Below are 20,398 nucleotides of genomic sequence, written 5' to 3'. Positions count from 1 at the left end.
TTCGTGGCGCTCAGGCCGTCTCGGGGGGAGGCTTGGACTCGGTCTTCTTGCGGCCACGGCGGGCAGGCTTCGCCTCGGCGGGAGCGGTCTCGGCAGGCGACTCAGGCGGAGGAGCCTCCACGTCCGGCTGCGGATCAGCTACAGCGGAGGACGGCTCGGAAGCCGCCTCTTCGAGAAGCTCCGAAGGCTCAGCGCCCAGGTCATCGCCAGCGTCCTCGGCAGAGGGCTCGACACTCGACTCCTCGAAGCCGAACGGGAGCCCTCGGCCCGTGCGGCGCTTGGGCTTGGCGGCCAGCCCCGTGGAATCGAAAGCACCCGGCACGGGCACGAGCGCGGCCTCCGCGAGCAGCCGCGCCTGGCGCACGGCGACATCCAACCGCGAGCCCACGGAGATCATCTCCGCGCGCAGCGGAGCAGCCTGGGAGTCGGAGAGGGGCGCGGGAGTGAGGCTCGCCTGCCAGGCGGCATAGGCACGAGCCACCTGATCCACGACGGGCCGGACGAAGGAGAAATCATCCTGGGAGAAGATGCGGGTGACGTAGCTGGACTTGAGGCGCCGCTCGTAGGCTGCGGCGAACTCGTCCACGGCCTCCTGGGGCGCGCGGCGGAGCTGGGGGAACTTGAGGTGAGGGAAGAGCGCCTCGATGACGGGCGAGCGGCTGCTGGCGCAGAAGGTGATGCCCGCGTGGAGCTTCTCCAGGGCATCCACCCACAGGTTCTGCTGCTGGAAGGAGAACTCCTCGCGAGCCTCCTCCATCTCGGGCAGCTCCTTGGCGCGCTCGAGCAGTGTGGGCGCGGGAGCCAGCCCGGTGCGCACCAGCTTGAGGGCGGTGTCCATCCACTCCTTCTCGGGCTCGAGCCCCGGCTTGTCCAGGAGCGTGTCATTGGCCGTGACGAGTCGGGCCTCGAACGACTCGGCGAAGCGGATGAGATCGTAGGCTTCCAGCGTGGACAGCGACATGCGGTGGGGCTCCTCGGGAGGGCGGGGGAGATACCACACCCGGACGCCGCTCCGGAGCAGGGGGGCGAGGGATCAGCGATCCAGCAGGAGCGCCTGGAGGGCCCCCCGCGCGGTGAAATCCGGGAAGGCGAAGTCGGCACCGGACGCCAGCAGGGCCTGGGCGCTGAAGCTGCCGGTGCCCACGCCGATGCAGACCGCGCCAATGCCCTTGGCTGCGTGGACATCCTTGGGGGTATCCCCGATGACGACGACCCGGCACTCCTCCAGGGGCGCCTCGAGAAGCTGTGCGCCGCACCGAGCCCCGTGGCGGATGAGCTCCACGCGGTCCTCGTGATCGCACCCGAAGCCACCGAAGGCGAACTGCTCGTAGATGCCCACGCGCTCCAGCTTCACGCGGGCGCCCGCGCGGACATTGCCGGTGCCCAGCCCCACGGCGACGCCCGAGCGCGAGCGCGCCTCGGTCACGGCCTCGCGCATGCCGGGATGGACGAAGTAGTGCCGAGCCTCGACGCGCTGGACCTCTTCATCGAGCAACGAGAGGTAGCTCTCGATGATGGCATCAATGGCCTTGGTGGTGGCCTCTACGCCGATGATGCCCAGGGCCTTGCGGACGATGGCCCGGTCGGTCATGCCGGACAGGCTGAACGAATCGCAGGCGTCGAGCCGGCCGTGGAGCTTCTCGAAGGCGCGCGAGATGGCGCGGCGCCCGGCGCCACCGGTGGTGACGAGGGTGCCGTCGATGTCGAAGAGGAGCACGGTCGGACGCATGGCCACCATCTAACGGATGGCCGTGCGCGAAGCGAGCCCTGGAAGGAGGGGCGGAGGGCCGCCCGGCAGCCATTCAGGGCTCGATGAAGGTCAGGCCCTGCTGGAGTGCCTCTCGGACAAGTGGGTCCGCCTCGTCAGGGATGCGCTCTTCGAGGGCCTGCTGAACCTGGGCCCCGCCCAGGCGCCCGAGCGCGCGAGCCACCGCCACGCGCACGTGCTCGTCGCGGTCCTGGAGGAAGGGCAGCAGGGTGGGGATGGCGTCCGAGCCGGCGCGCAGGCTGAGCGCGGTGGCGGCGCTGGCGCGAAGGGGAGGCTGGGTATGGGTGTCTTCGAGGAGGGTGCGGAGGTAGTCGGCGGCCTGCGGATGATCCACCGCGGCCATGGAAGTCACGGCGCGGACTCGCTGGGGAGCGGGGGCCTTCGGGTTGGAGGCCAGCTCCTCGAGCACACCCAGCGCCGCGGGCCCCAGCGGCTGCCAGCGCGTGCCGTAGGGCGGAAACGCATCGGCCTGCTCGAGCAGCGAGAGCACCTGCGCGCGCAGTTCCTGGGCGGGCGGGGAGGCGGGCTTCGAGGGAGGCTCGGCTGGCGCGGCCTGAAGCAGGCCTCCGTGGCCGAAGAGGAGAACGGCGGAGAGCACCACGGCCCCTCGCTTCATGGCGGCAAGGCCCGCGCGGGAGGCACCGAGGGGGGCTGGCGACATCGGCATGCGAGGCTCCTTCGGTCGAGGCTCCGGGTTATACCTGGGCTCGCCGCCGGGCTGGGGCCGGCCTGCGGACTATCGCTGAAAGTGGATAGTTGAAGCTACCGGGGCCACCGGTATGTTCACGGGCGACATGGCCGGACGCACCTTCTTCTTCCTCCAACACGCCACCTACGAGCCCGCGTTCCAGGCGGCGTCGATGGGCCTCACCGCCACGGCGATGGGCGACGAGGTGTATTTCGTCTTCGCCTTCGATGCGCTGCGCCAGCTCGTCCGAGGCACCTTCGGGCTGCCGCACAGCGAGAAGGAGCGGGCCGAGAGCGCTCGTGCGGAGGGGATGGGAGTGCCCACGCCCTCGCGGATGCTCGAGGAGGCCCGAGCGCTGGGCGCGAAGCTGATCGCCTGCGACACCACGGTGCGCCTCTGCGGCTTCGTCCCGCAAGAGCTGTCCGGCCACATGCTGGACGAGGTGATGGGCCTGGCCTCGCTGTGGCGTCTGACAGAGGGGGCTCGCACGCTTGCTCTATAAGGGCGTCAGCTTGGGTGGAACTTGACAGCTTCATTTGAATCACTGGTGTATGCCTGAGACGCTGTAGCCGCAGTGGCAGAGGACCAGTTACTGTTCGGCACCGTTTTCGTTGGAAAAACCCTTGAAGCTGCGGGTGCCGGTACCCGCCTGAGGAAGAAAGCACTGTATGCGCGCCAAGCTGACCCTTCTGAGCGCCTTCGCCGTTGGCATCGTCGGAGGCGCGCTCGCGTCTGCCTGCCAGACATACGATTTCGAGCCGGTGGAGCCCCTCGCGCTCGCGCAGACGACCGTGGGGGATGTGATCAAGGCCAAGTCATCCAAGCCCAACCTGATGGTGTTGCTGGACACCTCGGGTTCGATGAAGCTGCCGGTGAACCCTTCGCTGGCGGCCTGTCAGACGTCCAGCGGTTTCCCCTGCGGTGATCCGCGCAGCGGCGCGGACTGCAACGTGAACACGTGCCCCACGCGGTGGAGCTCGCTCCAGGGCGCCATGTCGTCGTTCCTGACCTCCAATGGGGCCTTGGCCCGCATGGGGTTGACGATCTTCCCGCAGCCGACGGGGTCGACGACCACGGAGCAGTGCATGGCCTCGACCGTGGTGAAGATTCCCATCCCGGAGGTCGACGACGCGGACAGTGCGGGGCTCCAGAAGTCTGCCTCGGACATCTCGAACGTGATCCTGAGCATTCCGAACAGCGGGGCGACCTCTCCCTCGGGCGGTACTCCGACCGCCGCGAGCCTCGGGTTCATGGCGAACCAGACGGCTCTGCAGGGCACGGACCGCCAGGACTTCATCCTCCTGCTGACGGACGGCTTGCCCAACTGCAACCCGAACAATCCCAACGACGGCCAGACGAACCCGGCCGCGTGCCAGTGCACCTTGTCCTCGTGCGCGGGAACCGTCGCGAAGCTGGGGTGCCTGGACCAGGATGCCTCGGTCGCTTCCATCACCAGCATGCGCGCGGACGACAAGCTCAAGGACATCAAGACCATCGTCATCGGCTTCGGCGCCGAGACCGCCGAGGGCTCGGCGACGGCGACCCTCAACGCCATGGCCGATGCGGGTGGCTTCGCGCGCAACCGCGCGTGCACCACGTCGGCGGATTGCGGCGCGGGTGACACGTGCGACGTGACGGCGAAGCGGTGCGGCCGGCATTTCTACCAGGCGGCCAACCAGACCGAGCTGTCCACCGCGCTCTCGGAGATCATCAACCTGGTGGGCAACAAGGACGTCTGCCTGCTCGAGCTGGATCCGGCCCAGATGCCTGTGGCTGATCCCTCGGCCACCACGGACACCCGGTACAGCCTGATCGCCGTGTACGTGAACGACGAGCTGAAGCCTCATGACGATGCGAACACCTGGAAGCTCACGCCGGTGGGCGTGACGCCCGCGGGCGTCCAGTTCACGGGCGCACTGTGCGACCAGATCCGAGCCTCGACGGACAAGAGTCCGGTCAAGCTTGAGGTGCGTGCAGTCCAACGGAAGTAGTCCGAGGTCGCTTTACCCGGCGCGGGGCGGCGATTAAGAGGAGTCGAGCCGCCGCCCTGCCCATGAAGATCACGATCCTCTCGCGCTCCGCTTCTATTCCGTCCACCCGGCGCCTGTCCGAGGCCGCGCGGGCTCGTGGCCACCAGGTCCGCGTGTTGAATCCGGGCCGGGTGGACATGCACCTGGACGGCGGCAGCGCGAGCCTCTACTACAAGCGCAAGAAGCTGCCGCCCTGCGACGTGGTGCTCCCGCGCATCGCGCAGTCCATCAACAGCTATGGGCTCGCGGTGGTGAACCAGTTCGGGATCCGCGGTGTGCCGCTGATGAACACGGCGCAGGCGATCGCGCAGTCGCGCAACAAGATGCGCTCGCTGCAGCTGCTATCGGCCAACGGCATCGACATTCCCTCGACGGTGATGGCGCGTGACGCGGCGGACCTCAAGGAGATGGTGGGGCTCGTCGGAGGGGTGCCGGTGCTGGTGAAGCTGCTGCAGGGCCAGGAGAAGCACGGCGTGATGGTGTGCGAGAGCCTGCAGTCCCTGGAGGCCGCGCTGGAGGCCGTGCTGGGGCTCGGGCACAACCTCGTGGTGCAGCAGTACGTGCAGAAGTCGGGGCACGATGTCCGGGTGCTCGTGGTGGGCGGCCGAGCGGTGGCGGCGGTGGAGCGCCGGCCGAGGGTGGGGCGGCTGTCCCACACGCTCATCAAGGGGGCGCGGCTGGAGCCCATCGAGCTGACGGAGGCCTGCCGGATAACGGCGGAGCGGACGGCGAGGCTGGTGGGGCTCGAGGTGGCCGCGGTGGATCTGCTGGATGTGAAGGGGCAGCCCAAGGTCTTCGAGGTGAACAGCTCCCCGGCGCTCCCGGAGATGGAGGCGGCCACGGGGATGGACCTCGCCACGCCCATCATCGAGCGGGCAGAGGCGCTGGTCGCGGGAACTCCCCGGGTCGATCAGCAGGAACTCGGGGGCGGGGAGGCCCCCGTGAGTGCGCCTGGAGCGCAGAGGGGCTCGGCGCGTCGGAAGGCAGCAGGGCGGCCCGCCCGGAAAGCGTCTTCCGGGAGGGGATGAAGAGAAAAGGCTCCCCGTGCGTCGGAAGGGTGGCTATACGGTAGCCCGCCTAACGAGGAGAACGTCCCATGCTTCAGCTGCGTCGTCTTGCTCCCATCGCCGCCCTGTGGGTGGCCCTTGCCTGGACCCAGGCCCGCGCCGCGGACGAGGTGGATCCCACCTCGCTCTACGAGGTGAGCACCGAGGGCACGTCCACGAAGGTGAAGGCGGGTGAGAAGGGCGTCTTCGTGCTCTCCATCAAGAGCAAGGCGGGCTCCCACGTCTCGGACGAGGCGCCGCTGAAGCTACAGGTGAAGGGCACGCAGCTCAGCCCGGCCAAGGAGCAACTGGGGCGCGAGGACTCGGTGGCGAAGAAGGCCGAGGGCCAGACCTTTGTGGATCCGCGCTTCGAGGTGCCCTTCACGGCGGCTTCCGCCGGCAAGGGCTTGGTGGACGCGAAGCTGACGTTCTTCATCTGCACGGAGAAGCTCTGCGCCCGCCAGCAGAAGACCTTCTCCATTCCCGTCGAGGTCCAGTAACCCCATGCGTGATCGTCCTCCTCGGGGCAGCGAACGGCGAGAGCGTGGGGAGCAGCGGGAGCGAGGCGAGCCACGCGACCGTGGGGAGCAGCGGGAACGCAGTGAGCACGGCGAGCGCGGCGAGCGCCACGTCTACGGAGTCAACCCCGTCCTGGAGGCGCTGAGGGTGCGCCCGGACGAGATGGAGCGCCTCTACATCACCGAGGGGCAGCTCGGCTCACGGGCCGCCGCGGAGATCCTCAGCCGCGCCCGTGACGCGGGCATCCGGGTGGAGCGCGTGGTGCGCGAGCGCTTGGCGACGCTCGCCGACGGCGGGGTCCACCAGGGCGTGGTGGCGGAGCTGCGCGGCTTCCACTACGCGGAGCTGCAGGACGTGCTCGAAGCTGCCCAGGAGAGCGGGCAGCCTCCGCTGATCGTGGTCCTCGATGGCATCCAGGATCCGCACAACCTGGGAGCCATCATCCGCTCGGCGCATGCGCTGGGCGCCCATGGCATCGTCATGGGCAAGGACCGGGCGGTGCCGGTGACGGGCGTGGTGGCCAAGGCCTCGGCGGGAGCGGTGGAGCACTGCCCGATCGCTCGGGTGGTGAACATCTCCCGCGCGCTGGAAGAACTGAAGGAGGCGGGGGTCTGGGTGGCGGCGGCGGACCCGGAGGCAAAGGAGCCTCTCTGGAAGGCCCGCCTGGATGGCCCTCTGGCCATCGTCGTGGGCGCCGAGGGAGCAGGCGTGCGAGAGGGCGTGCTCAAGCACTGCGACTTCCGCCTGCGGATTCCCATGGCAGGTCAGGTCGGTTCCCTCAACGCGTCGGTGTCCGCTGCCGTGCTGCTCTACGAGGCCGCTCGCCAGCGTGGTGGGGGAGTGTCGGACAGGGCGGCCGCTCGGGATCAATCTCCTTGACTTTGGGGGGGCAGGGTCTCTAAAAGGTCCCGCCTTTCGACGCCGGAGGCCGGGCGGTTGACGGTCGCCGTGGGAGCGGATGGGGCAGGGCGAGGTAGCAGCCGGAGTAGTGCCGGTGTAGCTCAGTCGGTAGAGCAACTGATTTGTAATCAGTAGGTCGCGGGTTCAAGTCCCGCCGCCGGCCATAAGGACGGGGCCGCGGATGAGGGCCCGGAAGAAAAACGCATTATGCAGTGGTAGAAGCACGCAGTCGTAGTAGAAGGAAAAGCACGGAGGGATACCCAAGCGGCCAAAGGGAGCAGACTGTAAATCTGCCGGCTCTACGCCTTCGATGGTTCGAATCCATCTCCCTCCATCGGTCAACGCGGGAATAGCTCAGTTGGTAGAGCGTCAGCCTTCCAAGCTGAATGTCGTGGGTTCGAGTCCCATTTCCCGCTCCAACCCGTTGTTGTGTAGATCCAAGCCCTGATAGCTCAGTTGGCAGAGCGCATCCTTGGTAAGGATGAGGTCACCAGTTCAATCCTGGTTCAGGGCTCCATTTTTCTCTAGAGGAGCGTCATGGCCAAGGAGAAGTTCGACAGGTCCAAGCCCCACGTGAACATCGGCACGATTGGCCACGTGGACCACGGGAAGACGTCGCTGACGGCCGCCATCACCAAGGTGCTGGCCAAGACGGGCGGCGCCACGTACCTGGCCTATGACCAGATCGACAAGGCCCCCGAGGAGCGCGAGCGCGGCATCACCATCTCCACCGCGCACGTGGAGTACCAGACCAAGAATCGCCACTACGCCCACGTGGACTGCCCGGGCCACGCCGACTACGTGAAGAACATGATCACCGGCGCGGCGCAGATGGACGGCGCCATCCTGGTGGTCTCTGCCGCCGACGGCCCGATGCCCCAGACGCGCGAGCACATCCTGCTCGCCCGCCAGGTGGGCGTGCCCTACATCGTCGTCTTCCTGAACAAGGTGGACATGCTGGACGATCCGGAGCTGCGCGAGCTGGTGGAGATGGAAGTTCGCGATCTGCTCAAGAAGTACGAGTTCCCGGGCGACAAGATCCCCATCATCCCCGGCAGCGCGCTCAAGGCGCTGGAGGGTGACACCAGCGACATCGGCGAGGGGGCCATCCTGAAGCTGATGGAGGCGGTGGACAGCTACATCCCCACCCCTGCGCGCGCCACGGACAAGCCCTTCCTGATGCCGGTGGAGGACGTGTTCTCCATCGCCGGCCGCGGTACGGTGGCCACCGGCCGCGTCGAGCGCGGCATCATCAAGGTGGGCGAGGAAGTGGAAGTGGTGGGCCTGCGCCCCACGCAGAAGACGGTGATTACCGGTGTGGAGATGTTCCGCAAGCTGCTGGACGAGGGCCGGGCGGGCGACAACATCGGCGCGCTGCTGCGTGGCCTGAAGCGTGAGGACGTGGAGCGCGGCCAGGTGCTGGCCAAGCCGGGCAGCATCACCCCGCACACCAAGTTCAAGGCGCAGATCTACGTGCTGACCAAGGAAGAAGGAGGCCGGCACACGCCGTTCTTCAAGGGGTACCGGCCGCAGTTCTACTTCCGGACCACGGACGTGACGGGTACGGTGAAGCTGCCGGACAACGTCGAGATGGTGATGCCGGGCGACAACATCGCCATCGAGGTGGAGCTGATCACCCCGGTGGCCATGGAGAGCCAGCTGCGCTTCGCCGTGCGCGAGGGTGGCCGCACGGTGGGCTCCGGCGTCGTTGCCGAGGTCATCGAGTAGTTTGGCTGACTGCACCCCGGCGGCCAGACAGTGGCTTGCCGGGGTGGTGTCGGAATAGAGTTGCAACCAGAGGGGTGGGGTGGTAAATGCCGCGCCCCTCGTCTGAAGCACGGCTCTGTGACATCCAGAGGACGTCGGTCGTAACGCCTCCACTGCTAGGGGCCGTCAAAGAGGTTTTTTCGAAATGGCGACAACGAAGATTCGCATCCGGCTGAAGGCGTACGACTCGAAGCTCCTGGACCAGAGTGCCGGGGAGATTGTTGAGACGGCCAAGCGCACGGGCGCCAAGGTGGCCGGTCCCATCCCCCTGCCCACGCGCATCAACAAGTTCACCGTGCTGCGGTCGCCGCACGTGGACAAGAAGAGCCGCGAGCAGTTCGAGATCCGCACGCACAAGCGCTTGCTCGACATCCTCGAGCCCACCCAGCAGACGCTGGATGCGCTGATGAAGCTGGATCTGTCGGCTGGCGTTGATGTGGAGATCAAGTCCTAGGAAGCGGGAGAGGACTGGCGCGGTTCCACTCCGACCCCCGAGGAAATGTCATGGCGAAGTTCAAGGTAATCAACCTGGATGGCAAGCAGGTGTCGGAGATCGAACTCTCCGACGAGGTGTTCGGCGCCGAGCCGAACTCCCACCTCTTCTATGAGGTCTCGAAGTTTCAGCAGATCAACCGGCGCCGCGGCACCGTGGGGGTGAAGAACACCTCGCTGGTGAGCGGCGGTGGCAAGAAGCCCTGGAAGCAGAAGGGTACTGGCCGCGCTCGTCAGGGCTCCATCCGCGCCTCCCACTGGGTCGGCGGCGGTAAGGCCATGGCTCCCAAGGCCCGGGACTACACCTACCGTCCTCCCCGCCAGGTCCGTCGCGGCGCGCTCCGCGCGGCGCTGTCCCTGCGCGCCAAGGAGAACGCCCTGGTGATCCTCGACGGCTTCAAGCTGGACGCCGCGAAGAGCAAGCAGGCCTTCGACGTGCTGACCAAGCGCCTGAAGCTGGAGAACGCCCTGGTCATTGACGAGAAGGGCAACACCAACCTGCACCGCAGCGTGCGCAACCTGGCTCAGTTCGACGTGCTGCCGCCCGAGGGCCTCAACCTCGAGTCCGTGCTGCGCCACAAGCAGCTCGTGCTGACCTCCGCGGCTGCCAAGGCCATCCAGGAGGCCCTGTCATGAAGATCCACGACGTCATCAAGGGTCCGCTCATCACCGAGAAGCTGGATCAGGCCCGCGAGAAGTTCCGCCAGTACTCCTTCATCGTCGACAAGAAGGCGACCAAGGTGGACGTGGCTCGCGCGGTGGAGAGCCTGTTCAAGGTCACCGTCGAGGGCGTGCGCACCAACGTCGTCCGCGGCAAGGTCAAGCGCGTGGGCAAGAGCATCGGCCAGCGCCCCAACTACAAGAAGGCCGTCGTCACCCTCAAGGAGGGCGACAAGATCGAGCTCTTCGAGGGAACGGCGGCCTAGGCGCACCGCGCTGACCGCCTGATCGAGGATAAATCACCATGGGCATCAAGAAGTACAAGCCGACCTCAGCAGCCCGCCGCCTGATGACGGTGTCCGACTTCGCGGACATCACCAAGGACACGCCGGAGAAGAAGCTCACTGCTCCGCTGAAGCGCTCGGGCGGCCGCAACGTTCACGGCCACATCACCCGGCGTCACCAGGGCGGCGGCCACAAGCGCCGCTACCGCGTCATCGACTTCAAGCGCCGGGACAAGGATGGCGTGCCGGCCAAGGTCGCCTCCGTGGAGTACGACCCGAACCGCACCGCCAACATCGCGCTGCTGCACTACGCGGACGGCGAGAAGCGCTACATCCTGGCCCCCGTGGGCCTGGCGGTGGGTGACACCCTGTTCGCCGGCGCGAGCGCGGACATCCGGCCGGGCAACTGCCTGCCGCTGCTCAACATCCCGGTGGGTACGGTCATCCACAACGTGGAGCTGAAGCCGGGCCGCGGCGCCCAGATCATCCGCTCGGCCGGCACCTCCGGCCAGCTGATGGCCAAGGAGGATCGCTACGCGCAGATCCGCCTGCCCTCGGGCGCGGTGCGCAAGGTGCTCATCGAGTGCCGCGCCACCGTGGGCCAGCTCGGCAACATCGAGCATGAGATCATCCGCATCGGTAAGGCGGGTAAGAGCCGCTGGCTGGGCATCCGGCCCACCGTCCGCGGTCTGGCCATGAACCCTGTCGACCACCCGCACGGTGGTGGTGAGGGTAAGTCCGGACAGGGTAACCCGCACCCGGTGTCGCCGTGGGGCCAGAAGACCAAGGGCCTCACCACGCGCACCAACAAGCGGACCGACAAGTTCATCGTGAGCAAGCGCCGGCAGGGACCGCGCAGCCAGTAGCTCGTAGCCCAAGGATTCCGAAATGGCTCGTTCGATCAAGAAGGGACCGTTCGTCGACGATCATCTCCTCAAGAAGGTGGAGGATATGATCAAGACGAATCAGAAGAAGGTCGTGAAGACGTGGTCGCGGCGCTCCACCATCCTGCCGGAGTTCGTCGGACACACCTTCGCGGTGCACAACGGGAAGAAGTTCGTCCCGGTGTTCGTCACGGAGAACATGGTGGGTCACAAGCTCGGCGAGTTCGCGCCGACGCGGACCTTCGGTGGGCACTCGGCCGAGAAGAAGGTCGCCAAGGCCCCCGGTAAGTAGTCCGGACCGCTCTAGGAGATGACGATGGAGTCCACTGCACATCTGCGCTACGTCCGCATGTCACCCCGGAAGCTGTCCACGGTGGCTGCGCTCGTCCGGGGCAAGCCTGTCGAGGCCGCCCTCAACATCCTCAAGTTCACCCCCCGCGCTGCGGCGGCTCCGCTCGGCAAGCTCATCAAGAGCGCCGTGGCCAACGCCACCGACAAGTCCAAGGGCCAGGTCGACGTGGACACGCTCTACGTGAAGACCATCTCCGTGGACCAGGCCCCCACCCAGCGCCGGTACATGCCGCGCGCCATGGGCCGCGCGACCCGAATCAACAAGAAGAGCGCTCACGTTCACGTGGTGCTCGCCGAGGCCAAGAAGTAGCCCTCCGGGCCCTCAATCTTTAAGGAGAAGCACGTTGGGACAGAAAGTTCATCCGATCGGGTTCCGCCTCGGCGTCATCAAGACCTGGGACAGCAAGTGGTTCGAGCACAAGAACTACGCCCAGTGGCTGCATGAGGACATCCGCATCCGCGAGTTCGTGAAGAAGTCGCTCAACCACGCGGGCGTCTCCAAGGTGGAGATCGAGCGCGCGGCCAACAAGGTGAAGGTCAACGTCCACACCGCGCGCCCGGGCATCGTCATCGGCAAGCGCGGCGCGGGCATCGAGACGGTGAAGAAGGACCTGCAGCAGTTCACCAAGAACGAGGTCTTCCTCAACATCGTCGAGGTCCGCAAGGCGGAGATCGACGCGCAGCTGGTGGCCGAGAACATCGCCACCCAGCTCGAGCGCCGCATCGCCTTCCGCCGCGCCATGAAGAAGGCGCTGCAGACGGCCATGAAGTTCGGCGCCAAGGGCATCCGCGTGGCGTGCTCGGGCCGCCTGGGCGGCGCGGAGATGGCGCGCTACGAGTGGTACCGCGAGGGCCGCGTGCCCCTGCACACCCTGCGCGCGGATATTGACTACGGCTTCGCCGAGGCGAAGACCACCTACGGAAAGATTGGCTGCAAGGTCTGGATCTGCCGCGGCGAGGTTCTGCCGGGTAAGGGTGGCCAGGCCCCGATGCCCTCCAACCGCTAGCTTGAGCTCCCCGGGGCGCCCATGGGTGCCCCTGCGGGGATGAAGGACACCGACGATGCTTCAGCCTGCTCGTACCAAGTTCCGCAAGATGCACAAGGGCCGCACCCCTGGTAAGGCCTACCGTGGCAGCGATCTCACCTATGGTGAGTACGGCCTCATGTCCCTGCAGCCGGGATGGATCACCTCGCGCCAGATCGAGGCGGCCCGTATCGCGATGACCCGCCACGTCAAGCGCGGCGGCAAGATCTGGATCCGGATCTTCCCGGACAAGCCCATCACGAAGAAGCCCGCCGAGACCCGTATGGGTACCGGTAAGGGCGGCGTGGAGTACTACGTGGCCGTGGTGAAGCCGGGCCGCATCCTCTACGAGATGGAGGGCATGACGGCCGACGTGGCCACCGCCGCGCTCAAGCTGGCGCAGGCGAAGCTGCCTGTCCTCACCAAGATCGTCAACCGCGGCGAGCTGTCGATCTAGCCGCCCGGCCTGGAGACTGAAGATGGCGACTGCGAAGGAATTGAAGGAGTTGTCGGTGGAGGACCTGCAGCGGCGCGCGGATGAGCTGCGCACCACGCTGTTCCAGGATCAGCTGAGCATGCGGACGGGCAGTCTGGACAGCCCCTCGCAGCGCACCGAGCACCGACGTGATCTGGCCCGTGTCCTCACCGTGATGACGGAGAAGAAGCGGGCGGAGAAGAAGTAGCTTCTGGTGGGCCCCTGGAATAGGGGTCCCCTCACCGGGACGTCCCGGGAACACTGACTGACAGGCGAGATTCACGATGGCTGAAGAGACCCAGACCACCTCCGCTCCCGAGACCACCTCCCGCGGCCGTCCCAAGACGCGCGTGGGGATTGTCACCTCGAACAAGATGCAGAAGACGGTGATCGTCACCGTCCAGCGCCGCGCGCCGCACGCCAAGTACGGCAAGATCATGAGCATGCGCGAGAAGTACAAGGCGCACGTCGAGGACCACGACTACCCGAAGAAGATCACCATCAACGAGGGGGACCGCGTGCGCATCGCCGAGACGCGGCCGGCCTCGAAGGACAAGCGGTGGCGGGTGGTCGAGGTGATCGAGAAGAGCAAGAACGTCTGAGCCCCGTGGCCCGCGCCCCGCGAGGCGTGGGCGGCTCGAGCCGCGCGGCCCCGTCCTCACCGGGTGGGGGCTGCCCGTAGACCTTAGAGGAGACTTCCAGATGATTCAGATGACGAGCGTGCTCGACGTGGCCGACAACTCGGGCGCCAAGAAGGTGTTCTGCATCAAGGTGCTCGGCGGCTCGAAGCGCAAGTATGCGTCCATCGGCGACGTGATCGTCGTGTCGATCCGCGAGGCGCTGCCCAACTCGAAGGTGAAGAAGGGCGATGTGGCCAAGGCCGTGATCGTCCGCACCAAGGCCGAGGTGGGCCGCCCGGACGGCAGCTACATCAAGTTCGATGGCAACTCCGCCGTCCTCATCAACAAGGACATGGAGCCCATTGGCACGCGCATCTTCGGGCCTGTCGCCCGCGAGCTCCGCGCCCGCAAGTTCATGAAGATCATCTCGCTCGCGCCCGAGGTCCTCTAAGAGGACACCCGGCCTGCCGGCGAGCAGCCAGAGAGGAAGCCATGCAGAAGCTGAAGGTTGGAGACACCGTGCAGGTCATCTCGGGCGCTGAGCGCTCGGAGAAGACCCCGGCGAGCAAGCGCGGCAAGGTCCTGAAGATTGACCGCGAGGCCGGGCGCGTCACGGTGGAGGGGCTGCGGATGGTCAAGCGCCACCTCCGCAAGACGGCGCAGAGCCCCGAGGGCGGCATCATCGAGAAGGCGGGCACCATCGCTCTCTCGGACGTCCAGGTGGTGTGCGGCAAGTGCGACAAGCCGACCCGGGTGGGGATCCGGGCCGAGGGCGAGAGCCAGAAGCGGTTCTGCAAGAACTGCGACGCCCTGATTGACTAGGAAGGCGGGTTCGGGCATGTATGCGCGCCCTTTGGCCACCCAGGGCCAGGGGCGAGCAGGCATGCTCACAGGAGGGCCTGAAGTCGTAGGGCCCTCTCGGTGTTTCTGAGATTCTAGACGTACTGATCGGGGCCGCTGGGTCCACGACGGCGCTCCGAAGCAGAGGACTGACACAATGGCTGATGAGAAGAAGCCCGAGCAGGCTGAGAAGAAAGAGAAGAAGGAAAAGAAGGGCCGCAAGAAGGAAGACGTCAAGAAGGCTGGCTTTGCGGCCAACATCGAGGAGGGCCTCGAGGCGAAGCCGGCGCGGCTGAAGCTGCGCTACCGCAAGGAGGGAGTGCCCGCCCTGATGAAGGAGCTGAGCCTGAAGAACCCCTTCCAGGCTCCTCGGCTCGAGAAGATCGTCGTCAACATGGGTCTGGGCGAGGCGCTCGCCAACAACAAGATCCTGGAGTCGGCGGTGGATCAGCTGGGCGCCATCACCGGCCAGAAGCCGATTGTCACCCGCGCTCGCAAGTCGATCGCGAACTTCAAGCTGCGCCAGGGCCAGGCCATCGGCTGCGCCGTCACGCTGCGCGGCGACCGGATGTACGAGTTCCTGGACCGCTTGATCTCCGTGGCGCTGCCGCGCGTGCGTGACTTCAAGGGCGTGTCCCCCAAGGCCTTCGACGGGAAGGGCAACTACACGCTCGGCATCCGCGAGCAGATCATCTTCCCGGAAATCAACTACGACCAGATCGAGAAGGTGAAGGGGCTCAACATCAGCTTCGTCACCACCGCGAAGAACGACGAGCAGGGGCTGGCGCTCATGCGTCACTTCGGCCTGCCGTTCCGCACGTAACTCCCGAGGAATCCAAGCTCCATGGCCAAGCTCTCCAAGATCGCCCAGGCGAAGCGCAAGCCGAAGTTCTCCGTGCGCAAGTACAACCGCTGCCCGCTGTGCGGCCGTCCGCGCGCGTTCCTGCGCAAGTTCCAGATGTGCCGTATCTGCCTGCGCCTGCGTGCGCTGCGCGGTGAGATCACCGGCGTCACCAAGTCGTCCTGGTAGCCGGAAGAGGGGGCTCGGGGCCCGAGTGGCCCGGAGCCTCCTGGCGCTGCTGAAGCGCCGAAGCCTCACAGTGGTGCGAGCGCGGCGAACCCCCGGGATGGGCCCGGCAGGCGCGGCGGTCGAAAGCGCGGGATGCCCAGGAGGCTCCCGCACGGAAGGTTGTCACCCATGAAGCCGGTCAATGATCCTGTCGGCGATATGCTGACCCGCCTGCGCAACGCCTCGCGTGCGCGGCACGACAAGGTCGTCTTTCCCCACTCCAAGCTCAAGGTCGAGATCGCTCGCGTCCTCAAGGATGAGGGCTACATCGGCGAGTACACCATCCACGAGCGCGAGCCGCAGAACGAGATCACCGTCCAGCTGAAGTACGGCCAGGACCGGAGCTCCGCCATCACCGGCATCAAGCGCGTGTCCAAGCCGGGCCTGCGCCGCTACGTGGCGGTGCGTGACATTCCCCGCGTGCTCGGCGGCATGGGCATCGCCGTGCTGTCCACGTCCAAGGGCATCATGTCGGACGGCGAGGCGCGCAAGCAGAACATCGGCGGCGAGCTGCTCTGCACCGTCTACTAGCCAGTTGGCCTGGCGCCGCGACCTGAGAGGGGCGCGTGCCGGGCAGACCTTACGAGGCCATCATGAGTCGCATTGGAAAACTGCCGATCAAGCTGGGCGACAAGTCGAAGGTGAGCGTCGCCGGCAAGAAGGTCAACTTCGAGGGCCCCAAGGGCAAGCTCTCCGTCAATCTCCCCGCCAAGGTGAAGGTGGAGGTGAAGGACGGGAACGTGCTGGTGCTCCGCGAGGATGACTCCCGCGAGGCCCGCAGCCTGCACGGCCTGGCCCGCACCATCCTGGCCAACGCCGCCCAGGGCGTGAGCAAGGGCTTCGAGCGCCGCCTGAGCATCCGCGGCGTCGGTTTCCGCGCCGAGGTCAAGGGTAAGACGGTCCAGTTCGCGCTGGGCTACTCGCACCCGGTGGTGTTCAACCTGCCCGAGGGTGTGACGGCCGAGGTGGACAAGACGCCCCGCACCGAGGAGAGCCTGCCGACGGTGGACCTGACGCTGCGCTCGGCGGACAAGGAGGCCCTGGGGGCCGCCGCCGTGAAGATCCGCGCGCTGCGCCCGCCCGAGCCGTACAAGGGCAAGGGCATCAAGTACGCGGAGGAGAAGGTCCGTCGCAAGGAGGGCAAGACCGGTACGACCTGATAAAGGTCTGCCGTGCCCTGAACGTTCAACCCCGCGGGCTCCTCTGGGGCCCAGCGATCATCCGGCGGCGGAAGGCCTCATCGCCGCCGGAAGGAAAAGGAATCAGCCATGCCGAGTGTCGATCCGCGCATCAAGAGGAAGAACCGCATCCGCAAGAAGCTCTCGGGCACCACCGAGCGGCCGCGGCTCACCGTGTACAAGAGCCTCAAGCACATCTACGCCCAGGTGGTGGATGACTCCACGGGCAAGACGATGGCCTTCGCCTCGTCGCTCTCCAAGGAGCTCAAGGGCCAGGACGAGGGTGACAAGAAGGCGGACGCCAAGCGCGTGGGCAAGCTCATCGCCGAGAAGTGCAAGGCGGCCAACGTCGAGGCGGTGGTGTTCGACCGCAACGGCTTCCCGTACCAGGGGCGCATCGCCGCCGTGGCTGACGCCGCGCGCGAGGCCGGGCTGAAGTTCTAGAAATTCGAAAGGAAGCACTCCAAGTGGCAACTCCGATCAATCCGAACGACCTGGACCTCACCGACCGCGTGGTGAACATCAACCGCGTGGCCAAGGTGGTGAAGGGTGGCCGCCGGTTCTCGTTCGCCGCCCTGGTGGTGGTGGGCGACGGCAACGGCCATGTGGGCGTGGGCCTGGGCAAGGCCAACGAGGTCCCCGAGGCCATCCGCAAGGGTGGCGAGAACGCCAAGAAGAACCTCTTCCGCGTGCCGCTGATGGGGCACACGATTCCGCACGAGATCCTCGGGCACTTCGGCGCCGGGTGGGTGCTGCTCAAGCCCGCCAGCCAGGGTACGGGCGTCATCGCCGGTGGCGCGGTGCGCGCGGTCCTCGAGGCGGCGGGCATCCGCAACATCCTGACCAAGAGCCAGGGCTCGCGGAACCCCCACAACGTGCTGAAGGCCACGGTGGCGGGCCTGAAGAAGCTGCGCTCGGCCGAGCAGATCTCCCGGCTGCGTGGCAAGGACGTCGAGACGGCGAAGCTGGCCGGAGAGGCGAGGACCTAAGTCATGGCGCTCAAGGTGAAGCTGGTGAAGAGCTTCTCGGGCTCTTCCAAGGACATGGTCGACACCGTCCGTGGCCTCGGCCTGAAGAAGTTCGGGGACGAGCGGCTGCTGAAGGACACCCCGTCCAACCGCGGCCTGGTGTTCAAGGTGAAGCACCTGGTCTCCAGCGAGACGGTGGCGCAGGAGGCTCCGGCCCCCAAGCGTCGCAAGCCCCGCAAGATCGTCGCCCGGGACCGGGCGCGCGCCCAGGCGGCCAAGGGCTAGCACTCATTCCGCGGGCCCCGTGAAGCGGGGCCGTCGCGCGAGGATCTCAAGATGACGACGACTCTCAACAACCTGAAGCGGCCGCACAACTCGTGGCACCGCAAGAAGCGCGTGGGCCGTGGCCAGGGCTCCGGCCTGGGCAAGACGGCGGGCCGCGGTGGCAAGGGCCAGAAGGCTCGTTCCGGCAACATGCGGTTCGAGGGCTTCGAGGGCGGCCAGAGCCCCCTGCAGCGCCGGCTGCCGAAGTTCGGCTTCATCTCGCCCAACCGCGTCATCTACGCGGTGGTGAACCTGGCGGACCTGAACGGGTTCGACGCGGGCGCCACGGTGGACGAGGCGGCGCTCAAGAGCAAGGGCCTGGTCAAGGGCCGCTACCACGGCGTGAAGGTGCTGGGGCAGGGCGAGCTCTCCAAGAAGCTGACGGTGCGGGTGCACAAGCTCTCGGGCAAGGCTCGGGAGGCCATTGAGAAGGCGGGGGGCGCGGTGGAGGTGCTCCCGCTGGTGGCGCACAAGCCCGAGTCCGCTTCCAAGGCGCACGCGGGCAAGGGCGTCAAGGCCCCCAAGCAGCCGAACGCCTAGTGTGGAGCCGGGCGCGCGTCACTTTGGGTGGTGCGCGCCGGTTCGCTTGTGTAGGCTCACGCGCCCCTCTCCTTCGTGGATAGGGGCGCTGTCGTTCTGTCAGGACTTTTTGAAGGGGATGGCTCCGACGTGGCTCTGAATGCCTTCACCAACATCTTCCGGATCGCGGAGCTGCGAAACCGGCTGGCGTATACGCTGGTGCTGCTCGTGGTGTACCGCATCGGCATCTTCATCAACACGCCGGGAGTGGACCGCGCGGCGATGAACGCGTTCATGGACGCCCAGAAACAGTCGGGCGGCCTGGTGTCGCTGTTCAACCTGTTCTCCGGCGGCGCCCTGGAGCAGATGTCCATCTTCGGCCTGGGCATCATGCCGTACGTGTCCAGCTCCATCATCATGCAGCTGGTGGCGGTGGTGGTCCCCAGCCTCGAGCGGCTGCAGAAGGAAGGCGCCGCGGGCCGGCAGAAGATCAACCAGTACACCCGCTACGGCTCCATCGTCCTGTCCATCATCCAGGGCATCGGTATCTCTCGCTGGCTGGTGTCCCTGGGCCGTAGCGACGCGGCGCAGGGCGGCTTCAACCAGATCGTCGTTCCGGATGGTGGCGCCTGGTTCACCTTCATCACGGTGGTGAGCCTCACGGCGGGCACCGCCTTCATCATGTGGCTGGGCGAGCGCATCACCGAGCGCGGCATCGGCAACGGCATCTCGCTCATCATCTTCGCCGGCATCGTGGCGCGCATGATGCCCTCGGCCAAGACGCTGTTCGACATGACGGCGCAGGGGGCCATCGAGCTGGCCTACGTGGTGGCGCTGGCCGTGTTCATGCTGCTCGTGGTCGCGGTGGTGGTCTACGTCGAGAAAGGCATGAGGCGCATCCCCGTCCAATACGCCAAGCGCATGGCAGGACGGCAGATGTTCGCGGGCCAGGCCACCTACTTCCCGATGAAGGTGAACAGCGCGGGAGTGATCCCGCCCATCTTCGCCGGCGCGCTGCTGTCCTTCCCGGCCACGCTGGGCACCTGGTTCCCGTTCTTGAACGCGTTCCGCCAGGGGCTGGAGAGCAACCCGTGGTTCTACAACGGGCTGTTCGTCCTGCTGAATATCTTCTTCACGTACTTCTACACCGCGCTGACGTTCCGGCCGGATGACGTGGCCGACAACATCAAGAAGCAGGGTGGCTACATCCCCGGCATCCGCCCGGGCCGGCAGACGGCGGACTTCATCGAGCGGGTGCTCAACCGCATCACCTTCGGTGGCGGTGTCTACCTGGCCGCCGTCTGCGTCATCCCGTCCGTGGTCAGCAACATCATGGGGGTGCGCTTCCAGTTCGGTGGCACCGCGCTCCTCATCGTCGTGGGCGTGGCGCTGGACACGGTGCAGCAGATCGAGGGCCACCTCATCAGCCGCAACTACGAGGGCTTCGCCGGGCCTCGCGGTCCGCGCATCCGTGGCCGGGTCCGGGTGGCGGCCTAGCCAGTAGGTTTTACCAGGGCGCCTCTCTCCGGATGGCCGGGGAGGGGCGCCTTGCCGTTCAGGGGTAGTCAGTCGTGTACGGGGGGCGCTTTCGGAGGTTCATCGCATTGGGCTTCCGTGCGTTCCTTCGGAGGAGCTGAGAGGAGCACATGAACCTGATCCTGTTGGGCCCGCCAAACGCGGGGAAGGGCACCCAGGCGAAGAACCTGTTCCGGGACTATCAGATCCCGCAGATCTCCACTGGGGACATCCTCCGCAAGGCCGTGAAGGAGGGGACGGAGCTGGGCAAGATCGCCGGGCCGCTGATGGCCTCCGGCGCCTACGTCCCCGACGACATCGTCATCGGCATCGTCGAGGAGCGGCTCAAGCAGCCGGACTGCGCCAATGGCTTCGTGCTGGACGGCTTCCCCCGCACCATTCCCCAGGCGGATGCGCTGGAGCGGATGCTGGCGAAGAACGGCAAGAAGATCGACGCCGTGGTCTCGCTCGAGGTG

At 66.7% G+C, this 20,398-nt stretch carries 31 protein-coding genes and 4 tRNA genes; 32 read left to right on the top strand and 3 right to left on the bottom strand.

Annotation, left to right across the window (positions count from 1 at the left end; translation table 11 throughout):
- Positions 1 to 10: 10 nt before the first annotated feature.
- The 3 genes from ACJ8AT_RS17125 to ACJ8AT_RS17115 all read right to left on the bottom strand — a co-directional run bounded on the left by ACJ8AT_RS17125 (position 11) and on the right by ACJ8AT_RS17115 (position 2,384).
- Positions 11 to 961 carry a hypothetical protein gene (locus ACJ8AT_RS17125; RefSeq protein ID WP_407738811.1) on the bottom strand — a complete coding sequence of 317 codons (951 nt, stop codon included), beginning with the start codon at positions 959 to 961 and terminating at the stop codon, positions 11 to 13.
- Positions 962 to 1,033: 72 nt separating this feature from the next.
- Positions 1,034 to 1,738 (bottom strand): HAD family hydrolase, encoded by a 705-nt coding sequence (locus tag ACJ8AT_RS17120; protein WP_407738810.1) that lies wholly within the window; start codon positions 1,736 to 1,738, stop codon positions 1,034 to 1,036.
- Positions 1,739 to 1,802: 64 nt separating this feature from the next.
- Positions 1,803 to 2,384, bottom strand: a complete 582-nt coding sequence (locus ACJ8AT_RS17115) for a HEAT repeat domain-containing protein (protein WP_407738809.1) — start codon at positions 2,382 to 2,384, stop codon at positions 1,803 to 1,805.
- A 178-nt stretch (positions 2,385 to 2,562) separates the two neighbouring features.
- Between ACJ8AT_RS17115 and ACJ8AT_RS17110 the strand changes: the two genes are divergently transcribed.
- The 32 genes from ACJ8AT_RS17110 to ACJ8AT_RS16955 all read left to right on the top strand — a co-directional run.
- Entirely contained in the window at positions 2,563 to 2,958 is a 396-nt protein-coding gene (locus tag ACJ8AT_RS17110) for a hypothetical protein (protein WP_407738808.1), read from the top strand.
- A gap of 166 nt (positions 2,959 to 3,124) precedes the next feature.
- Positions 3,125 to 4,447 carry an adventurous gliding motility lipoprotein CglB gene (gene cglB / locus ACJ8AT_RS17105; RefSeq protein ID WP_407738807.1) on the top strand — a complete coding sequence of 441 codons (1,323 nt, stop codon included), beginning with the start codon at positions 3,125 to 3,127 and terminating at the stop codon, positions 4,445 to 4,447.
- A gap of 62 nt (positions 4,448 to 4,509) precedes the next feature.
- A complete protein-coding gene (locus ACJ8AT_RS17100) occupies positions 4,510 to 5,514 on the top strand; it encodes a RimK family alpha-L-glutamate ligase (RefSeq protein WP_407738806.1) in 1,005 nt (334 codons plus the stop codon).
- A 68-nt stretch (positions 5,515 to 5,582) separates the two neighbouring features.
- Positions 5,583 to 6,032 (top strand): hypothetical protein, encoded by a 450-nt coding sequence (locus ACJ8AT_RS17095; protein WP_407738805.1) that lies wholly within the window; start codon positions 5,583 to 5,585, stop codon positions 6,030 to 6,032.
- Positions 6,033 to 6,036: 4 nt separating this feature from the next.
- Positions 6,037 to 6,930, top strand: coding sequence for a 23S rRNA (guanosine(2251)-2'-O)-methyltransferase RlmB (gene rlmB, locus ACJ8AT_RS17090; RefSeq protein ID WP_407738804.1), 894 nt, complete (start codon positions 6,037 to 6,039; stop codon positions 6,928 to 6,930).
- A 111-nt stretch (positions 6,931 to 7,041) separates the two neighbouring features.
- Positions 7,042 to 7,114: transfer RNA gene (locus tag ACJ8AT_RS17085), tRNA-Thr, on the top strand.
- A gap of 87 nt (positions 7,115 to 7,201) precedes the next feature.
- Positions 7,202 to 7,285 (top strand) — tRNA-Tyr (locus ACJ8AT_RS17080).
- Positions 7,286 to 7,294: 9 nt separating this feature from the next.
- Positions 7,295 to 7,370, top strand: a tRNA-Gly gene (locus ACJ8AT_RS17075).
- 22 nt (positions 7,371 to 7,392) lie between these two features.
- Positions 7,393 to 7,468 (top strand) — tRNA-Thr (locus ACJ8AT_RS17070).
- Between the two features lie 20 nt (positions 7,469 to 7,488).
- Positions 7,489 to 8,679 (top strand): elongation factor Tu, encoded by a 1,191-nt coding sequence (gene tuf / locus ACJ8AT_RS17065; protein WP_407738802.1) that lies wholly within the window; start codon positions 7,489 to 7,491, stop codon positions 8,677 to 8,679.
- Between the two features lie 184 nt (positions 8,680 to 8,863).
- Positions 8,864 to 9,172, top strand: coding sequence for a 30S ribosomal protein S10 (rpsJ, locus tag ACJ8AT_RS17060; protein WP_002614753.1), 309 nt, complete (start codon positions 8,864 to 8,866; stop codon positions 9,170 to 9,172).
- Positions 9,173 to 9,222: 50 nt separating this feature from the next.
- Positions 9,223 to 9,846 carry a 50S ribosomal protein L4 gene (gene rplD, locus ACJ8AT_RS17055; RefSeq protein WP_407738800.1) on the top strand — a complete coding sequence of 208 codons (624 nt, stop codon included), beginning with the start codon at positions 9,223 to 9,225 and terminating at the stop codon, positions 9,844 to 9,846.
- Entirely contained in the window at positions 9,843 to 10,136 is a 294-nt protein-coding gene (locus tag ACJ8AT_RS17050) for a 50S ribosomal protein L23 (protein WP_407738799.1), read from the top strand. Before rplD ends, ACJ8AT_RS17050 begins: the two co-directional genes overlap by 4 nt.
- A gap of 38 nt (positions 10,137 to 10,174) precedes the next feature.
- The gene (gene rplB, locus ACJ8AT_RS17045) at positions 10,175 to 11,020 is read left to right on the top strand and encodes a 50S ribosomal protein L2 (RefSeq protein ID WP_407738798.1); all 846 of its coding nucleotides are present in this window, start codon (positions 10,175 to 10,177) and stop codon (positions 11,018 to 11,020) included.
- 22 nt (positions 11,021 to 11,042) lie between these two features.
- Positions 11,043 to 11,330, top strand: coding sequence for a 30S ribosomal protein S19 (rpsS, locus tag ACJ8AT_RS17040; RefSeq protein ID WP_224362278.1), 288 nt, complete (start codon positions 11,043 to 11,045; stop codon positions 11,328 to 11,330).
- Positions 11,331 to 11,354: 24 nt separating this feature from the next.
- Positions 11,355 to 11,699 (top strand): 50S ribosomal protein L22, encoded by a 345-nt coding sequence (rplV, locus tag ACJ8AT_RS17035; RefSeq protein WP_224248878.1) that lies wholly within the window; start codon positions 11,355 to 11,357, stop codon positions 11,697 to 11,699.
- Positions 11,700 to 11,733: 34 nt separating this feature from the next.
- Positions 11,734 to 12,396: a 30S ribosomal protein S3 gene (rpsC, locus tag ACJ8AT_RS17030; RefSeq protein ID WP_407738797.1), complete on the top strand. Its 663-nt coding sequence runs from the start codon at positions 11,734 to 11,736 to the stop codon at positions 12,394 to 12,396.
- Positions 12,397 to 12,451: 55 nt separating this feature from the next.
- Positions 12,452 to 12,871: a 50S ribosomal protein L16 gene (gene rplP, locus ACJ8AT_RS17025; RefSeq protein WP_407738796.1), complete on the top strand. Its 420-nt coding sequence runs from the start codon at positions 12,452 to 12,454 to the stop codon at positions 12,869 to 12,871.
- Positions 12,872 to 12,893: 22 nt separating this feature from the next.
- Positions 12,894 to 13,097, top strand: coding sequence for a 50S ribosomal protein L29 (gene rpmC / locus ACJ8AT_RS17020; protein WP_407738795.1), 204 nt, complete (start codon positions 12,894 to 12,896; stop codon positions 13,095 to 13,097).
- Positions 13,098 to 13,173: 76 nt separating this feature from the next.
- Positions 13,174 to 13,491: a 30S ribosomal protein S17 gene (rpsQ, locus tag ACJ8AT_RS17015; protein ID WP_407738794.1), complete on the top strand. Its 318-nt coding sequence runs from the start codon at positions 13,174 to 13,176 to the stop codon at positions 13,489 to 13,491.
- A 100-nt stretch (positions 13,492 to 13,591) separates the two neighbouring features.
- Positions 13,592 to 13,960 carry a 50S ribosomal protein L14 gene (rplN, locus tag ACJ8AT_RS17010; protein ID WP_224362282.1) on the top strand — a complete coding sequence of 123 codons (369 nt, stop codon included), beginning with the start codon at positions 13,592 to 13,594 and terminating at the stop codon, positions 13,958 to 13,960.
- A 41-nt stretch (positions 13,961 to 14,001) separates the two neighbouring features.
- A complete protein-coding gene (rplX, locus tag ACJ8AT_RS17005; RefSeq protein WP_407738793.1) occupies positions 14,002 to 14,331 on the top strand; it encodes a 50S ribosomal protein L24 in 330 nt (109 codons plus the stop codon).
- A gap of 175 nt (positions 14,332 to 14,506) precedes the next feature.
- Positions 14,507 to 15,172 (top strand): 50S ribosomal protein L5, encoded by a 666-nt coding sequence (gene rplE / locus ACJ8AT_RS17000; protein ID WP_407738792.1) that lies wholly within the window; start codon positions 14,507 to 14,509, stop codon positions 15,170 to 15,172.
- 21 nt (positions 15,173 to 15,193) lie between these two features.
- Positions 15,194 to 15,379 (top strand): type Z 30S ribosomal protein S14, encoded by a 186-nt coding sequence (locus ACJ8AT_RS16995; protein WP_002614761.1) that lies wholly within the window; start codon positions 15,194 to 15,196, stop codon positions 15,377 to 15,379.
- 168 nt (positions 15,380 to 15,547) lie between these two features.
- A complete protein-coding gene (gene rpsH, locus ACJ8AT_RS16990) occupies positions 15,548 to 15,949 on the top strand; it encodes a 30S ribosomal protein S8 (RefSeq protein WP_407738791.1) in 402 nt (133 codons plus the stop codon).
- A gap of 62 nt (positions 15,950 to 16,011) precedes the next feature.
- Positions 16,012 to 16,578 (top strand): 50S ribosomal protein L6, encoded by a 567-nt coding sequence (gene rplF, locus ACJ8AT_RS16985; protein WP_407738790.1) that lies wholly within the window; start codon positions 16,012 to 16,014, stop codon positions 16,576 to 16,578.
- Positions 16,579 to 16,686: 108 nt separating this feature from the next.
- The gene (gene rplR, locus ACJ8AT_RS16980; protein ID WP_407738789.1) at positions 16,687 to 17,040 is read left to right on the top strand and encodes a 50S ribosomal protein L18; all 354 of its coding nucleotides are present in this window, start codon (positions 16,687 to 16,689) and stop codon (positions 17,038 to 17,040) included.
- Positions 17,041 to 17,063: 23 nt separating this feature from the next.
- A complete protein-coding gene (gene rpsE, locus ACJ8AT_RS16975) occupies positions 17,064 to 17,585 on the top strand; it encodes a 30S ribosomal protein S5 (RefSeq protein WP_407738788.1) in 522 nt (173 codons plus the stop codon).
- Positions 17,586 to 17,588: 3 nt separating this feature from the next.
- Positions 17,589 to 17,849, top strand: a complete 261-nt coding sequence (gene rpmD / locus ACJ8AT_RS16970; protein WP_407738787.1) for a 50S ribosomal protein L30 — start codon at positions 17,589 to 17,591, stop codon at positions 17,847 to 17,849.
- 51 nt (positions 17,850 to 17,900) lie between these two features.
- A complete protein-coding gene (rplO, locus tag ACJ8AT_RS16965; RefSeq protein WP_407738786.1) occupies positions 17,901 to 18,428 on the top strand; it encodes a 50S ribosomal protein L15 in 528 nt (175 codons plus the stop codon).
- A gap of 129 nt (positions 18,429 to 18,557) precedes the next feature.
- Complete coding sequence (gene secY, locus ACJ8AT_RS16960; RefSeq protein WP_407738785.1) at positions 18,558 to 19,904, top strand: preprotein translocase subunit SecY; 1,347 nt, start codon at positions 18,558 to 18,560, stop codon at positions 19,902 to 19,904.
- 149 nt (positions 19,905 to 20,053) lie between these two features.
- Positions 20,054 to 20,398 (top strand): adenylate kinase family protein (locus tag ACJ8AT_RS16955; RefSeq protein WP_407738784.1); only part of this gene is annotated, 345 nt, incomplete at its 3' end.

This window comes from Hyalangium sp. (genome assembly GCF_045802625.1).
Lineage (GTDB): Bacteria > Myxococcota > Myxococcia > Myxococcales > Myxococcaceae > Hyalangium.
The sequence above is the reverse complement of the archived record's forward strand: the minus strand, read 5'-3'. Positions and strand labels throughout refer to the sequence as shown.

Bases quoted from the DNA above. Each gene is read 5' to 3' on its own strand.
- rplF (WP_407738790.1), top strand. From the start codon at position 16,012: ATGAGTCGCATTGGAAAACTGCCGATCAAGCTGGGCGACAAGTCGAAG.
- rplB (WP_407738798.1), top strand. From the start codon at position 10,175: ATGGGCATCAAGAAGTACAAGCCGACCTCAGCAGCCCGCCGCCTGATG.
- ACJ8AT_RS17100 (WP_407738806.1), top strand. From the start codon at position 4,510: ATGAAGATCACGATCCTCTCGCGCTCCGCTTCTATTCCGTCCACCCGG.
- rpsQ (WP_407738794.1), top strand. From the start codon at position 13,174: ATGGCTGAAGAGACCCAGACCACCTCCGCTCCCGAGACCACCTCCCGC.
- rplV (WP_224248878.1), top strand. From the start codon at position 11,355: ATGGAGTCCACTGCACATCTGCGCTACGTCCGCATGTCACCCCGGAAG.
- rpmD (WP_407738787.1), top strand. From the start codon at position 17,589: ATGGCGCTCAAGGTGAAGCTGGTGAAGAGCTTCTCGGGCTCTTCCAAG.
- ACJ8AT_RS17125 (WP_407738811.1), bottom strand. From the start codon at position 961: ATGTCGCTGTCCACGCTGGAAGCCTACGATCTCATCCGCTTCGCCGAG.
- rpsS (WP_224362278.1), top strand. From the start codon at position 11,043: ATGGCTCGTTCGATCAAGAAGGGACCGTTCGTCGACGATCATCTCCTC.
- ACJ8AT_RS17050 (WP_407738799.1), top strand. From the start codon at position 9,843: ATGAAGATCCACGACGTCATCAAGGGTCCGCTCATCACCGAGAAGCTG.
- rplE (WP_407738792.1), top strand. From the start codon at position 14,507: ATGGCTGATGAGAAGAAGCCCGAGCAGGCTGAGAAGAAAGAGAAGAAG.
- tuf (WP_407738802.1), top strand. From the start codon at position 7,489: ATGGCCAAGGAGAAGTTCGACAGGTCCAAGCCCCACGTGAACATCGGC.
- rplP (WP_407738796.1), top strand. From the start codon at position 12,452: ATGCTTCAGCCTGCTCGTACCAAGTTCCGCAAGATGCACAAGGGCCGC.
- rpsJ (WP_002614753.1), top strand. From the start codon at position 8,864: ATGGCGACAACGAAGATTCGCATCCGGCTGAAGGCGTACGACTCGAAG.
- rplX (WP_407738793.1), top strand. From the start codon at position 14,002: ATGCAGAAGCTGAAGGTTGGAGACACCGTGCAGGTCATCTCGGGCGCT.
- rplN (WP_224362282.1), top strand. From the start codon at position 13,592: ATGATTCAGATGACGAGCGTGCTCGACGTGGCCGACAACTCGGGCGCC.
- rplD (WP_407738800.1), top strand. From the start codon at position 9,223: ATGGCGAAGTTCAAGGTAATCAACCTGGATGGCAAGCAGGTGTCGGAG.
- rlmB (WP_407738804.1), top strand. From the start codon at position 6,037: ATGCGTGATCGTCCTCCTCGGGGCAGCGAACGGCGAGAGCGTGGGGAG.
- rpmC (WP_407738795.1), top strand. From the start codon at position 12,894: ATGGCGACTGCGAAGGAATTGAAGGAGTTGTCGGTGGAGGACCTGCAG.
- rplR (WP_407738789.1), top strand. From the start codon at position 16,687: ATGCCGAGTGTCGATCCGCGCATCAAGAGGAAGAACCGCATCCGCAAG.
- ACJ8AT_RS17110 (WP_407738808.1), top strand. From the start codon at position 2,563: ATGGCCGGACGCACCTTCTTCTTCCTCCAACACGCCACCTACGAGCCC.
- ACJ8AT_RS17115 (WP_407738809.1), bottom strand. From the start codon at position 2,384: ATGAAGCGAGGGGCCGTGGTGCTCTCCGCCGTTCTCCTCTTCGGCCAC.
- ACJ8AT_RS17095 (WP_407738805.1), top strand. From the start codon at position 5,583: ATGCTTCAGCTGCGTCGTCTTGCTCCCATCGCCGCCCTGTGGGTGGCC.
- cglB (WP_407738807.1), top strand. From the start codon at position 3,125: ATGCGCGCCAAGCTGACCCTTCTGAGCGCCTTCGCCGTTGGCATCGTC.
- rpsH (WP_407738791.1), top strand. From the start codon at position 15,548: ATGAAGCCGGTCAATGATCCTGTCGGCGATATGCTGACCCGCCTGCGC.
- rplO (WP_407738786.1), top strand. From the start codon at position 17,901: ATGACGACGACTCTCAACAACCTGAAGCGGCCGCACAACTCGTGGCAC.
- ACJ8AT_RS16995 (WP_002614761.1), top strand. From the start codon at position 15,194: ATGGCCAAGCTCTCCAAGATCGCCCAGGCGAAGCGCAAGCCGAAGTTC.
- ACJ8AT_RS17120 (WP_407738810.1), bottom strand. From the start codon at position 1,738: ATGGTGGCCATGCGTCCGACCGTGCTCCTCTTCGACATCGACGGCACC.